This window comes from Albimonas marina (genome assembly GCF_029223255.1).
GTDB lineage: Bacteria > Pseudomonadota > Alphaproteobacteria > Rhodobacterales > Rhodobacteraceae > Albimonas.
This window is the reverse complement of record NZ_JARHUC010000007.1, coordinates 273,224-286,484: the sequence shown is the minus strand read 5'-3', so window position 1 is coordinate 286,484 and position 13,261 is coordinate 273,224. Positions and strand designations below refer to the sequence as shown.

Below are 13,261 nucleotides of genomic sequence, written 5' to 3'. Positions count from 1 at the left end.
CCTGTTCTTCGGAGCCGTCTCTCGCTGATGCCGATAAGAGCGACTCGTCCGCCGGGGTCAGGGATCGCGAAGCGACCCCGCGCCTGCGCGGGGCTTGTCCTTGACCCCGGCGGGCGAGTCGCTCAGGCATCAACAGCGAGAGACGGATCCGAAGGACAGGCGCGGCCCCTGTTCTTTGGTGAGTCAGGAGCCCGCCGGAGGCCGCGCCACGACCGCAGGCCCATGACGCCCCCTGAGCCCGCGCGACGCAGCCAAGCCCGCCCGCAGGGCGCCTGCAGACCGCGCCGCCCCCGCTCCGGCGCCCGTTTTCGCGGCGCCGCCTCGCAGGCGCCGCAAGATCAGGCTTGACCCCCGCCCGATTCTCGCCAACGCTGGCGATCGGAACAGCATCGTTCCCGCGCGGCAGGGTCGCCGCCTTCCACATCCCGGCTATGCAGCCCTTGGTTCGCGACGCGCTCCGCGCGTCCGCGCCAGGGGCTTTTTGCGTTTCGGAGGACGCATGAGTCCCACAACGGACCCGCGGGCGGTCGCCATCGCCTGCCTCCAGTTCGAACCCAGGATCGGCGAGGTCGAGGCCAATCTCGACGCGCTCGAGCGCCTGGTCCGCGCCGCCGCCGCGCAGGGCGCGGAGCTGATCGTGGCCCCCGAACTGGCCGACACCGGCTACGTCTTCGCCGACCGGGCGGAGCTCGCCTCGCTCGCCTCGCCGATCCCCTCGGGCGCGCCCTCGCGCCGGCTGGCGGCGCTGGCGGCGGAGCTGGGCGTGCATATCGTGAGCGGTCTCGCCGAGGCCGAGGACGGCAAGTATTACAACGCCTCCGGCCTGTTCGGCCCGCAGGGCTTCATCGGCGGCTACCGCAAGCTGCACCTGTGGGACGGGGAGACGGAGGTCTTCGACCGCTCGCCTCCCGCGACGCCGGTCTACGACACGGCCCTGGGCAGGATCGCCATCGCCATCTGCTACGACGGCTGGTTCCCGGAGCTGTTCCGCGCCTATGCGCTCGCCGGCGCGCAGATCGTGGCGATCCCCACCAACTGGGTGCCGATGCCCGACCAGCCCGACGACCAGGCGGCGATGTCGAACATCCTCCACCAGGCCGCCGCGCATTCGAACGGCCTGGTCATCGCCTGCGCCGACCGCGTCGGCGTCGAGCGCGGCCAGCCCTTCATCGGGCAGAGCGTGATCGTCGACGCCACCGGCTGGCGGCTCGCCGGTCCCGCCTCGCGCGACCGGGAGGAGATCCTGATCGCCCGCGCCACCCCCGGCGCGGTCGAGACGATCCGCGCGGTCAGCGCGCGCAACCACGTCCTGGCCGATCGTCGGCCCGACGCCTACGGCCCGCTCGACGGGCCCCTCAAGACGGGGGGAGACGCCCCCGCGACGACCGAACCGGCCCCCCGGCCGGCCCATCAGACCGCAGGAGAGGTGAAATGAACCGCAAGACCGCACTGGGCGCGCTGACGCTCGCCCCCGCATTCGCGCTCGGCCTCGCCGGCGCAGCCCTCGCTGAGGACCCGATCAGGATCGGCGTGCCGGTGGGCCTCTCGGGCGCCAACTCGGTGGTCGCGCCCTCGGTGGTGCAGGCGGCCGAACTGGCCGTCGAGGAGATCAACGCCAAGGGCGGCGGGCGCGCAGAAGGCCTTCGACAGCCTGATCTTCAAGGACGAGGTCGACGTGCTGATCTCTATGGAGACCTCGGCCGCGCGCAACGCCGGCCTGCCGGCGGTGGCCAAGGGCAAGGTCCCCTACATCTACACCTCGTTCTACGAGGGGCGCTCGTGCTCGCCGTTCCTCTTCGTGAACGCCTGGGTGCCCGAGCAGCAGGTGCCGCCGATCGTCGACTACCTCAACAAGGAAGGCGCCAAGAAGTACTTCCTCGTCGGCTCCGACTACGCCTTCGGGCGCGGCATGCTGGAGTTCGCGGCCAAGTACGTGACGGAGACGGGCGGCGAGATCGTGGGCGAGGAATACCTGCCCATGGACGGCACAGACTGGACGGCGATCATCTCGAACCTCAAGAGCTCGGGCGCCGACGCGCTGATCACCTCGACCGCGGGCGGCGCGCCGAACGTGACGCTGACCAAGCAGCTGCGCGGCGCGGGCGTCAGCCTGCCCTACGCCAACCTCGCGGTGGACGAGGGCACCGCCGCCTCGATGGGCGCGGACGCCGAGGGGATCCTGATCTCGGCCTCCTACGTGACCGGCATCGAGTCCGAGGCGAACCAGGCGTTCCTGGCCGCGATGGAGGCCAAGTTCGGCGAGGATCTGCGCACCCCCAACGACCTGTCGGTGCCGCAGTACGAGGCCGTCTACGCCTATGCCGCCGCCGTGGAGAAGGCGGGGTCGCCCGACGCGCGCGCGGTGCTCGCCGCCCTGCCCGAGGTCGCTGTCGAGGGGCCCCGCGGAACCATCAGCATGAACAAGCAGCACCACGCGCCGCTGACCATGTACCTGGGCCAGGTGCAGGCCGACGGCTCGGTGGAGGTCGTCGCCTCCTTCGAGAACGTCGACCCCGGCGAACAGTGCCCGAACCTGTGAGCGGGCGCCGCCCCCTCCGCGCGGCACAGGCTCCGCGCGCGACGGCGGCGGCGGAGCGCGCCCCGGCCCCCGAGCCGGAGCCTCGCCCGGCCCGCCGCGGGCGCCGCGCTCCGCCCGGGCCGCGGCGGCCGACGCCCTGAGCGCGGCGGCGCCCCGCCCGGCGCGGGCCGCGAGGCCCCGGGTCGAGCCCGGGGCGCCGCGCGCGGGCCTCGGGCCGAGGGCATGACGACGCTGCGGGAGGGCCGGCGACCGGCCCTCCCTTCCCCGCCCCCCAACAGGAGCCGCGGCATGACGCTCGTGCTCGACATGATCACCACGGCGGCGATCCTGTTCATCGTCGCCTCGGGCCTGCTGGCCATCTTCGGCGTGCTGAAGATCATCAACTTCGCCCATGGCGCCTGGCTGACGGTCGGGGGCTACTGCGCGGTGGTCTGCGCGCAGGCGGGGATCACGCCCTGGCTGTCGCTGCCGCTGGCCTTCGTCGTCGGGGGCGCGCTGGGCGGGCTGACCGAGCGCTTCATCGTCCGCCCCCTCTACGACCGCCCCCTCGACGCGATCCTGGCGACCTGGGGCCTGGGCATCGTGGTGGGCCAGCTGATCACGCTGGGCTTCGGGCGCGACGTGCAGTTCACCGAGAGCCTGCTGCCCGGCGCCGTCTCGCTGGGGCCGGTCGACTACTCGCTCTATCGCCTGTTCGCGCTGGTCGCGGCCGTCGTGATCGGCGGGGGCTTCGCGCTGATGCTGGACGGGACCCGGCTGGGCCTGTCGGCGCGCGCGGTGATCATGAACGAGCATCTGGCGAAGGCCCTGGGGCTCGACACCGCCAGGGTCCGCTCGGTCACCTTCATGCTGGGCGCGGGGCTGGCGGGGCTCGCGGGCGCGCTGCTGTCGCCGCTGACCTCGGTCGATCCCACGATGGGGGTCGGCTGGCTGGTCGGCTCCTTCATGCTGGTGATGGCGGCGGGCTCCTCCTTCGCGGGGCTGGCGGTGGCCTGCATCCTGTTCGGCTCGGCGCAGGTGGCGGTGTCGACCTACGTCTCGCCGATCCTGGGCGGGATCACGGTCGCGGTGCTCTCGGCGCTGGTGCTGCGCGTGCGTCCGAAAGGGTTCTCCAATGTCTGAGGCGACCTCCCTTCCCGCCCGCAAGCCCTCGCGCCGCGTCTCGGCCCGAGTCTGGCTGCTGGTCGTCGTCGGGCTGGCCGGCGTCGCGCTGGCGCTGCTGGGGCCGCTGGTCTTCGACCGGTTCACGGTGAACGTGCTGACCCGCTCGATGATCTACGCGATGCTGGCGATCACGGTGGACCTGCTGTGGGGCTTCACCGGCGTCCTCACCTTCGGCCAGGCGGCGTTCTTCGGCGTGGGCGCCTACGCGACCGCGATGACGTTGACCCACATCGGCTCCTCCCCCGCGCTGCTGGCGCTGTCGCTGGCGGGCGCGATCCTGATCCCGATGCTGCTGGGGGCGATCGTGGGGTGGCTCAGCTTCTACCACGGCTCGACCGCCTTCTACGCCACCGTCATCTCGCTGCTGTTCCCCATCGTGGTCACCCAGCTGATCTATTCCGGCGGGACCACCACCGGCTCCTCCTCGGGCCTCGTGGGCTACTGGGCGATGGACCTGTCGCTGGAGGGCTATTTCCGGCTGGCGGGGCTGAGCCTCGCCGCCCTGACCGTGCTGGCCCTGGTCTTCGTGCGCTCCGACGCCGGCCGGGTGCTGGCCGCGATCCGGGACAACGAGACCCGCTGCGCCTATCTCGGCCTCTCCACCCAGCGCATCAAGATCGCGCTGACGGCCGTGCTGGGGGGCGTCGCGGGCTTCGCCGGCTGGCTCTACGCCAACGCCTCCGGCGTGGTCGCGCCCGAGATCAGCTCCTTCGTCTTCGGGACCGAGCTGGTCGTGTGGACCGCCCTGGGCGGGCGGGCCACGATCATCGGGCCGGTGCTCGGCGCGCTGGGCATCGACTGGCTGTCGGCCTCCCTCTCCGGCGAGCTTCCGTTCCTGTGGCAGCTGATCATCGGCGCCCTCTTCGTCGCCATGATCATCGTCCTGCCCAACGGCCTCGCCGCCCTCGTCTCCCGCGGCTTCGGCCGCCGCAGGGCCGAGCCTGCGGCCGGCGCGGGGCCCGAGCTGGTGGCGACCCCGGCCGGCCCCGTCCCGGCCGCCTCCGACGCGCCGCTGCTGGCGGTGCGGGACCTGTCGAAATCCTACGGCGCCCACAAGGTCCTGCAGGGCATCGACCTCGAGGTTCGTCCTGGCGAGCTCGTCTCCCTCGTCGGTCCCAACGGCGCGGGCAAGACCACGCTGATGCGCTGCCTGACCGACGGGGACGAGCGCTCGGGCGGGGAGGCGGAGATCGCCGGCCGCCCCATCGACGGCCTCACCCCCGACCGCATCGTGGCCCTGGGCGTCGGGCGCAAGTTCCAGGTCGCCTCCGTCTTCGAAAGCCTGACGGTCGCCGAGTGCCTGCGCATGGCCCGCGTCTCCATCGACCGGCCGAGCCCCTGGACCTCCTCCGACGTGCTCGCCCTGCCCGCGGCGGCGGTGGAGATCCTGCGCCTGACCGGTCTCGACCAGCGCCTCGCCCTGCCCGTCAGCCTGCTCTCCCACGGCCAGAAGCAGAGCCTGGAGCTGGCGATGGTCGTCTGCCTCGAGCCCCGGCTGATCCTGCTCGACGAGCCCACCGCCGGCCTCACCAAGACCGAGCGCCAGACCATCGGCGGCATCCTGCGCAAGCTGACCGGAGAGCTCGGCTGCGCCGCGATCCTGGTCGAGCATGACCTCGACTTCGTGCGCGACATCTCCAGCCGCATCGTGGTGCTGCACCAGGGCCGGCTGGTGCTGGACGGCACGGTGGAGGAGGTCGTCAACTCCGACACCGTGCGCGAGATCTATTCGGGAGGCGGCCATGCTTGATGCGCTCAAGGGTCAGGCGGGCGAGACCGGCGCGCGGCTGGCGCTGGACGGGGTGCGCGCGGGCTACGGCGCGGTGGACGTGCTGGACGGCGTCAGCCTCTCGGTCCGCCCCGGCGAGATCTTCGCCCTGATGGGCAAGAACGGCATGGGCAAGACCACGCTCCTGAAGACCATCCTCGGCCTCGTCCCCCTGCGCGGCGGCGAGGTGGCGCTCGAGGGGGCCCCGGTCGCCGGCGCCTCGCCCGCCGCCATGGTCGCGGCCGGCGTCGGCTATGCCCCGCAGGAGCAGCCGCTGTTCCAGGACCTGTCGATCCGGGACAACCTGCGCCTCGCGCTCCGCTCCGACCGCGAGCTGGCGGGGGCGCTGGAGCGGGTGGCGGTGCACTTCCCGTTCGTCCTCGACCGGCTGGGGCAGAAGGCGGGCACGCTCTCGGGCGGGGAGCAGAAGATGCTGATCCTGTCGCGCGCGCTGATGCTGAAGCCCAAGCTGCTGCTGATCGACGAGATCTCCGAGGGGCTCCAGCCCTCCGTCGTCACCCGCATCGCCGCGGCCCTGAGGGCCGAGCGCGAGGCCGGCTGCGCGATCCTGCTGGTCGAGCAGAACCTGGACTTCGCGCTGGGCGTGGCCGACCGCTGGGCGGTGCTGAAGCTGGGCGCCATCGACGACGCCGGCGAGAACGGCCCCGGCGCGCGGGAGCGGGTGCTGGAGCATCTCAAGATCTGAGGGCCGCCCCCGGCTCCGGGCTTCGTCGGCGCCGGGCGCGGCGCGAGGGCGGCGCTTTCCGCGCGGGACGGCGAGGGGCGCGGCGCGTGGCCGTGGCTGCGGTTAACCCTCTCTCCACCGCTCGCCCCTATGGCCGGGGGCGGGAGGACGAGATGGCGCCGAGGACCCGCCCCGCACCGGCTTCGGCCCGCCGCCGCGCGCGGCGGGGCCTTGCGCCGGCGCTCGCCCTCCTCGCCGCCCTGCCCCACCCGGCCCTCGGCGGCGCGGAGGCGGAGGCGCAGGCCGCCCTCGCCACGCTGCATCTTCCCGCCGGAGAGGCGCGCTCGGTCGCCGTGATGATCTCGGGCGCCGCGGGCTGGACCGCGCGGCTGGAGGCGCGCGCCGCCCGGCTGTCGCGCTCCGGCGCGCTGGTGGTGGGCGTGGACCTGCGCCGCCTGCCCGCGGACTGCGGGCGCGCCGGTCGCGCGACGATGGCTCTGGCGCGTCGGGTCGCGCGCCGGGCGGGGGCCGAGGCGATCCCGCCCACGCTGGTGGCGCGCGCCGAGGGCGCGGGGCTGGCGCTGGCGTTGGCCGCCGCCGCCCCGCAGGATTTCAAGGGACTGGCGACGGACGGCATCACCGCCGCGGGGCCCTGCGCGGCGACGGCGGCGGCGGCGATCTCGGGCGCGATGGCCAAGGCCCCGGCGCGCTGGTTCGACCTTGCGGACGCCGCCGGCCGCTCCCCCGTCGCCGCCCTGCCCGGCGTGACGGTGATCGCCCGCGACGGGCGACGCCTGAAGCGTGCGGGAGGGGAGGTCGCCGGGGACGAGGCGATGCCGGCCGCCTCCCGCCCCGGCGGACAGGCCCCGGCGCCCGCCCCGACGGAGGCCTCGGCGGCGACGCCGGCGGGGATGCCCGGCGTCTCCCAGGGGTTCCTCGAAACCGTCTGGTCCGTCTCCGGCGCCGACTTCGCCTTCCGTGGAGGCGGGAGCGCCGAGCCGCTGCCCGTGGCCCTGCACGAGGCGCCGGGGGCGCCGGCCTCCGACGTCTTCGTGGTGTTCCTGTCGGGCGACGGCGGCTGGGCGACCTTCGACGCGGAGGTGGCCGAGCGGCTGGCCGCCGCCGGCGCCCCGGTCGCGGGCCTGTCGCTGCTGCGCTACCTGTGGCGGGAGAAGGACCCCGAGCGCATCGCCGCCGACCTCGCCGGCCTGATCGAGCGGCGCGGCGCGGACTGGGGGCCGCGCCGGGCGCTGGTCGTGGGCTTCTCGATGGGCGCGAACGTGGCGCCCTTCGTCCTGCGCCGCCTGCCGGCGGAGGCGCGGCCGCGCATCGCGGGCCTCGTCCTGCTGGTGCCCGAGCGGCGCACGGGGTTCGAGATCTCGCCCGCCGGCTGGCTGGGCGAGGCCACCGGCGCCGCCGACGTCGCGGCCGAGATCGCGGCGCTGGCGCAGACGCCCGGCGCGCCGCCGATCCTGTGCATCCGGGGCGCGGAGGAGGCGGCCTCGGCCTGCGATCCCCCGCCCGCGGCGGAGGGCGTGCGGCGGCTGGTCCTGCCCGGCGGCCACCACCTGGGCAAGGACCACGACGCGGCGGCGCGGGCGATCCTGGGCCTCGTCGGCCTGTCGCCCGCGGGCCGAGGCGTCGCGCAGGACCCCTGAGGCCCCGCTCAGCCCCGCATCATGTCCGGCTCCCGCCGGTCCGCCCGCGGGGCCACGCCGAAGCGCGCGCGATAGGCCCGGGCGAAGCTGGCGCCGGAGCCGAAGCCGGTCGCCGTCGCCACCTCCAGCACCCGCAGGTCGGTCTGGCGCAGCAGCTCGCGCGCCCGCTCCAACCGCAGGCGCAGGTGGGCGGCGGCGGGGCTCTCGCCCAGCCGCTCGCGGAACAGCCGCTCGAGCTGGCGGACGGAGAGGGAGGCGGCCTCGGCGATCTCCCCCGGCGACAGCGGATGGTCCAGCGAGCGCTGCATCAGCTCCAGCGCCGCGGTCAGGCGCCGGTCGGGGCGTCCGCGCAGGGCCGGGAAGCGGCCCATCTGGCGCACGGTGCGCGCGCGCATCCCGTCCTGGATGAACTGGCGCGCCACCGCCACCGCCAGGTCGTGCCCGTGGCGCGAGGCGATCATGTCCAGCATCATGTCCATCGCCGCCGTGCCGCCCGCGCAGGTGATGCGGCGGCCGTCGATCTCGTAGAGGTCCTGGCTGACCTCGATGTCGGGGAAGGTCTCGCGGAAGGCGGGCGCGGCCTCCCAGTGCAGGGTCACGCGGGCGTCGTCGAGCAGGCCCGCGCGCGCCAGCAGCCACGCGCCTGTGTCGAGCGCGCCCAGCACCGCGCCCCGCCGCGCCAGCCGGCGCAGCGACGCCAGCAGCGAGGGGGCCGCGTGCGCGTCCGGGTCGAAGCCCGCGCAGACGAACAGCATCGGCAGGTCGCGCGCCTCGGCCAGCGGCCGCTCGGCCATCACCGAGAGACCGGAGGAGGCCTCGACCGCGCCGCCGTCGGCGGACAGCGCGCTCCACTCGTAAAGCCGCCGCCCGGCGAGGCGGTTGGCGACCCGCAGCGGCTCGGTCGCCGACATGAAGGCCATCATCGAGAACTGGGGCACCAGCAGGAAGCCGATCCGCTCGGGCGCGGGGCCGGAGTCGTCGGGAACCGGCGCGCCCTCGGCCGCGGGGGCGGCGCGGGGCGCGCCCTTGGCCCCGGCCTCGGCCGGCGCGCGGCCCCGGGCGTCGCCGCCCGGAGCGGGCCCGTCGGCGGGCGCGTGCGCCGCCGACGGGCCGCGGGGCCGGAGCGGCCCGCTCAGGCGACCCACCACCGCTCGATGCACTTCCAGCCGTCGAGCGCGTTGGCCGTGGACAGCTCGCCATGGGCGATGCGGGTGTTCCGCGCGTCGATGTAGTTGGCGTAGAGCGGGATGATCGTGCCGCCGTCCTCGGACACCAGCGTCTGCATCTCGCCGTACATCTCCGCCCGCTTCGCGGGGTCGAGCTCGGCGCGCGCCTCCAGCAGCAGGGAGTCGAAGCGCGGGTTCTTCCAGTGCGCGTCGTTCCACTTGCTGTCCGAGGCGTAGACCTGGGAGAACATCCAGTCCTCGGTCGGACGCCCCGCCCAGTAGGAGGCGCAGAACGGCTTCTTCAGCCACACGTTCGACCAGTAGCCGTCGTCGGGCTCGCGCACCACGTTGATGTCGATGCCCGCGGCGGCGGCGCTCTCCTGGAACAGGGTGGCGGCGTCCACCGCGCCGGCGAAGGCGGCGTCGGCGGCCGAGAGGTCGACCGACAGCCGGTCGTGCCCGGCCTTCTTGAGCAGGCTCTTCGCCTTCTCGGGGTCGTAGGTCGGGGTGGCGAGCTCCGCGTTGAAGAAGCGGTTCGCCGGCGTGATCGGGCTGTCCTTGCCGACCGAGCCATGGCCCTTGAGGATGGTCTTGAGCATCGCCTCGCGGTCGATCGCATGCTTGAGCGCCTGGCGCACGGCGACGTCCTCGAACGGGGCCGCGTCGCACCACATCGGGAAGGTGTAGTGCTGGGTGCCCGGCGTCTCCATCACCTCGATGTCGCGCGCGCGGCCGAGCAGCGACATCGACTTGATGTCCACCGAGGAGATCGCGTCGACCTCGCCCGTCACCAGCGCGTTCATGCGCGCGGCCGGGTCGCGGATCGAGAGCAGCTCGACATGGTCGAAGTGGGCGCGCCCCTCCTTCCAGTAGTCGCGGTTGCGCTCCAGCACCATGCGCACGCCGGGATCGTGGCTGACGAAGGTGTAGCCGCCGGTGCCGTTGGGCGTCTCCCAGTCGATCTTGCCCTCGACCGCCTTGCCGATCACCAGGTGGTAGTCGGTCAGGATGAAGGGGAAGTCGGCGTTGCCCTGGTCGAGCTCGAACACCACGGTGCGGGCGTCGGGGGTGGCGATGTCGGCGATCGGCGCCACGATCCCCTTGGCCGAGGAGGACGAGCCCTCGCCCCGGTGATGGTTGATAGAGGCCGCGACGTCGGAGGCCTCCAGCGTCTGGCCGCCGTGGAAGGTGATCCCCTCGCGCAGGCGGAAGGTCCAGGTCTTGGCGTCGACCGACGGCTCGAAGCTTTCGGCGAGCTCGCCGATGACCTCGCCCGAGGGATGGACCTCGGTCAGGTTGTTGTAGACCGCGCCCCACAGGCCGATGTTGATGATGCCCGAGGTGCCCCAGGTCGCCGGATCGTGGCTGTCCGAGGTGTTGCCCGAGGCGACGAGGCGGAACTCGCCGCCCTTCTTGGGCTCGGCCGCGCGGGCGCGGGGCGCGGCGGCCATGGCGAATACGGCCGCGCCGCCGGCGAGGACCGCGCGGCGGCTGGGCTTGACGCCCTGCGCCCGGGGAAGGATCAGTCGGGACATGGATCTCACCTCTCTGTCGGTTCTTGTCGAAGCGGGCGCGCCCGACATGGCGCGCGCCGCGGTGTCGCGAGGCGGTCGCGCGCCCCGAGGCGCGCGCCGCGGGAGCGTTCAGGCGCCGGCGGCCTCGGGGGCGGAGACGAAGCGGCCCTCGGCCATGCGGACGATGGCGTCGCAGATGGCCGCGAAGCTCTCGGCGGTGCGCTTGGACATGTGCCGGGCGCGCAGGTAGCCGTGGACCAGCTCCGGCTCGTCGCGCCACTCGGCCGGCACTCCGGCGGCGCTCAGGCGGCGGGCCCAGGCCTCGCCGTCGTCGCGGATCGGGTCGATGTGGGCGGTGACCACGAAGGCGGGCGGCAGGTCCGAGAGGTCCTGCGCCTTCAGGGGCGCCATGTCGGGATCGTTGCGCTGCGCCTCGGTGAGCGTGCCGCCGGTGCGGATGCCGGCGTAGGTCTCGCCCTCCTTGGCCTTCAGCAGGGGGGCGTCGGCCATCTCGACGTAGCTGCCCCGGCTGCGGTCGCCGCCGAGGCCGGGGTAGATCAGCACCTGGCCGATGGGCGCGGGGCCGTCCGCCGCGCGGCGGCGCAGGACCAGCGCGCCGACCAGGTTCCCGCCGGCGCTGTCGCCCGCGACGATCACCTTGCGGCCGTCCTTCGCCACATGCTCGAACGCCGCCTCGAAGTCGTCGCCCTGGGCGGGATGGAGGTTCTCGGGCGCGAGGCGATAGTCGACCGCCACCACCTCGAGCCCCGTCCGCTTGGCGATGCCCGCGCAGGCGTCGTCATGGCTCTCGAGCCCGCCCAGCACGAAGCCGCCGCCATGGGCGTAGAGGACCAGAGGCGCGGCCCGGTCCACGCCGCGGGGCAGGTAGCGCCGGCAGGGGATCTCGCGCGCCGGGTCGGCGGCGGCCACCGCGAAGTCCTCGGTCTCGATCCCCTCGGGGCGCGGGGCGCGGAAGGCCTCGGCCATGGCGTCGTAGAGGCGGCGGTTCTCCTCCAGCGACATGGCGTAGGCGTCGGCGGGATACCACGACAGGGTCCGTTCGATGAACTCGACCACCTCCGGGTCGGCGGGCATGGGGTGCGAATGGGACATGGCGTCAGGCTCCTTCGGCGAGGGCGGGGGCGGCGCCGCGGCCGGCGCGCGCCGCCAGCAGACGGTCGAGCCAGGTCGGGTCCATCTCGGGCGCCGATTCCATCAGCGTGCGCACGTAGGGGTCGGTCGGCCTGTCCAGGACGTCGTCCTTGAGGCCTGCGGCGACGACATGGCCGTCCTTCATCACCACCACGTCGTCGGCGAGCGCGCGGACGGTGGCGATGTCGTGGGTGATGAACATCATGGTCAGTCCCCGCTCCCGCTGCAGGCGGTCGAGCAGGCGCAGGATCTCCTCGGCCACCACCTGGTCGAGGGCCGAGGTGACCTCGTCGCAGATCAGGAACTCCGGCTCGGCGGCCAGCGCCCGGGCGATGGCCACGCGCTGCTTCTGCCCGCCCGAGAGCTCCCCGGGGTAGCGGTCGAGGTGGACGTCGGGGTCCATGTCGATCTCGCGCATCAGGTGGTGCAGGCGCTCCTCGCGGGCGCGGCCGCGCAGGCCCAGCAGGCGGGTCAGCGGGCGGCCGAGCGCGTCGCGCACCCGCACCTTGGGGTTCAGCGCGGTGTCGGCCATCTGGAAGATCAGCTGCACGCGGCGAAGCTCGTCCTTGCCGCGCCCGCGGTAGGAGGCGGCCAGCGCCTCCCCCTTCAGCCGGCACTCGCCCTCCTTCGCCGGCAGCAGGCCCGAGAGGACGCGCGCGAGCGTGGACTTGCCCGAGCCGCTCTCCCCGATCACGGCCAGCGTCCGGCCGGGCTGCATCGCCACGTCGACGCCGTGCAGCACCGGCTGGGCGCCGTAGGCGGCGACGATGCCGCGCGCCTCGACATGGGGCTGGGCGTCGGGGGCCGGCAGGGGCTTGGGGGCGGCGCGGAACTCGCGCACCGACCACAGGGACTTGGTGTAGGCGGCCTGGGGGTTGGACATCAGGGCCGCGGTCTCGCCCTGCTCGACCACGCGGCCTTCGCGCATGACCATGATGCGGTCGGCCATCTGGGCCACCACGGCGAGGTCGTGGGTGATGTAGATGGCGGCCGTGCCCAGCTCGGCCACCGCGTCGCGGATCGTGGCCAGAACCTCGACCTGGGTGGTGACGTCGAGCGCGGTGGTCGGCTCGTCGAAGACGATCAGGTCGGGCCGGGTGATCATCGCCATCGCGGTCATGGCGCGCTGAAGCTGACCGCCGGAGACCTGGTGGGGATAGCGGCGCCCGATGCTCTCGGGCTCCGGCAGGCGCAGGCGGGCGTAGAGGGCGACGGCCTCCCGCTCGGCCTCCTCGCGGGACATCAGGCCGTGGCGCAGCGGCGCCTCGATGGTCTGCTCCAGCAGGGTGCGGGCGGGGTTGAAGCTGGCGGCGGCCGACTGGGCGACGTAGGCGACCCGCGCGCCGCGCAGGCGGCGGCGCCGGCGCTCGGGCATCCGGGTCAGGTCCATGCCGTCGAAGACGACCGACCCGGCCGAGATCCGGCAGCCGTCCCGCGCGAAGCCCATCGCCGCGAGGCCCAGCGTGGACTTGCCCGCGCCGGATTCCCCGATCAGCCCCAGCACCTCGCCGCGGGCGAGGTCGAGGTCCGCCCCCTCGACCAGGGTCACGGCCTTGCGCCCCGAGCCGGCGGTGATGGTCAGGCCGCGGATGGTGAGAAGCGTCTCGCTCATCGC

The 13,261-nt window shown here is 74.0% G+C and carries 10 protein-coding genes; 6 read left to right on the top strand and 4 right to left on the bottom strand.

All coding sequences use genetic code 11. The annotated features are described in order from the left end of the window. Positions 1–499: 499 nt before the first annotated feature. The 6 genes from P2H44_RS19645 (at position 500) to P2H44_RS19620 (ending at position 7,814) form a co-directional block, all read left to right on the top strand. On the top strand, positions 500–1,435 hold the full coding sequence (locus P2H44_RS19645) for a nitrilase family protein (protein ID WP_275766240.1): 936 nt from the start codon (positions 500–502) through the stop codon (positions 1,433–1,435). A gap of 240 nt (positions 1,436–1,675) precedes the next feature. Continuing rightward, positions 1,676–2,539: an ABC transporter substrate-binding protein gene (locus P2H44_RS19640; protein WP_275766239.1), complete on the top strand. Its 864-nt coding sequence runs from the start codon at positions 1,676–1,678 to the stop codon at positions 2,537–2,539. A gap of 288 nt (positions 2,540–2,827) precedes the next feature. Further along, the gene (locus P2H44_RS19635; RefSeq protein WP_275766237.1) at positions 2,828–3,661 is read left to right on the top strand and encodes a branched-chain amino acid ABC transporter permease; all 834 of its coding nucleotides are present in this window, start codon (positions 2,828–2,830) and stop codon (positions 3,659–3,661) included. After that, on the top strand, positions 3,654–5,453 hold the full coding sequence (locus P2H44_RS19630; protein WP_275766234.1) for a branched-chain amino acid ABC transporter ATP-binding protein/permease: 1,800 nt from the start codon (positions 3,654–3,656) through the stop codon (positions 5,451–5,453). The genes P2H44_RS19635 and P2H44_RS19630 overlap by 8 nt, the downstream gene beginning before the upstream one ends. Next, positions 5,446–6,177, top strand: a complete 732-nt coding sequence (locus P2H44_RS19625; protein ID WP_275766231.1) for an ABC transporter ATP-binding protein — start codon at positions 5,446–5,448, stop codon at positions 6,175–6,177. Before P2H44_RS19630 ends, P2H44_RS19625 begins: the two co-directional genes overlap by 8 nt. 152 nt (positions 6,178–6,329) lie before the next feature. After that, on the top strand, positions 6,330–7,814 hold the full coding sequence (locus tag P2H44_RS19620) for an AcvB/VirJ family lysyl-phosphatidylglycerol hydrolase (protein WP_275766230.1): 1,485 nt from the start codon (positions 6,330–6,332) through the stop codon (positions 7,812–7,814). A gap of 8 nt (positions 7,815–7,822) precedes the next feature. On the opposite strand, the gene P2H44_RS19615 is transcribed toward P2H44_RS19620, so the two are convergent. The 4 genes from P2H44_RS19615 to P2H44_RS19600 all read right to left on the bottom strand — a co-directional run bounded on the left by P2H44_RS19615 (position 7,823) and on the right by P2H44_RS19600 (position 13,258). After that, positions 7,823–8,959 (bottom strand): GlxA family transcriptional regulator, encoded by a 1,137-nt coding sequence (locus P2H44_RS19615; protein ID WP_275766228.1) that lies wholly within the window; start codon positions 8,957–8,959, stop codon positions 7,823–7,825. After that, positions 8,947–10,515, bottom strand: a complete 1,569-nt coding sequence (locus P2H44_RS19610) for an ABC transporter substrate-binding protein (RefSeq protein ID WP_275766226.1) — start codon at positions 10,513–10,515, stop codon at positions 8,947–8,949. Before P2H44_RS19610 ends, P2H44_RS19615 begins: the two co-directional genes overlap by 13 nt. A 108-nt stretch (positions 10,516–10,623) precedes the next feature. Continuing rightward, positions 10,624–11,607 carry an alpha/beta hydrolase gene (locus P2H44_RS19605; protein WP_275766224.1) on the bottom strand — a complete coding sequence of 328 codons (984 nt, stop codon included), beginning with the start codon at positions 11,605–11,607 and terminating at the stop codon, positions 10,624–10,626. Between the two features lie 4 nt (positions 11,608–11,611). Next, positions 11,612–13,258: an ABC transporter ATP-binding protein gene (locus tag P2H44_RS19600; RefSeq protein WP_275766221.1), complete on the bottom strand. Its 1,647-nt coding sequence runs from the start codon at positions 13,256–13,258 to the stop codon at positions 11,612–11,614. Between the last annotated feature and the right edge of the window lie 3 nt (positions 13,259–13,261).

Excerpts from the sequence above, each read along its gene's own strand:
- P2H44_RS19645 (WP_275766240.1), top strand. The coding sequence starts at position 500 with ATGAGTCCCACAACGGACCCGCGGGCGGTCGCCATCGCCTGCCTCCAG.
- P2H44_RS19635 (WP_275766237.1), top strand. The coding sequence starts at position 2,828 with ATGACGCTCGTGCTCGACATGATCACCACGGCGGCGATCCTGTTCATC.
- P2H44_RS19630 (WP_275766234.1), top strand. The coding sequence starts at position 3,654 with ATGTCTGAGGCGACCTCCCTTCCCGCCCGCAAGCCCTCGCGCCGCGTC.
- P2H44_RS19625 (WP_275766231.1), top strand. The coding sequence starts at position 5,446 with ATGCTTGATGCGCTCAAGGGTCAGGCGGGCGAGACCGGCGCGCGGCTG.
- P2H44_RS19620 (WP_275766230.1), top strand. The coding sequence starts at position 6,330 with ATGGCGCCGAGGACCCGCCCCGCACCGGCTTCGGCCCGCCGCCGCGCG.
- P2H44_RS19610 (WP_275766226.1), bottom strand. The coding sequence starts at position 10,515 with ATGTCCCGACTGATCCTTCCCCGGGCGCAGGGCGTCAAGCCCAGCCGC.
- P2H44_RS19605 (WP_275766224.1), bottom strand. The coding sequence starts at position 11,607 with ATGTCCCATTCGCACCCCATGCCCGCCGACCCGGAGGTGGTCGAGTTC.
- P2H44_RS19600 (WP_275766221.1), bottom strand. The coding sequence starts at position 13,258 with ATGAGCGAGACGCTTCTCACCATCCGCGGCCTGACCATCACCGCCGGC.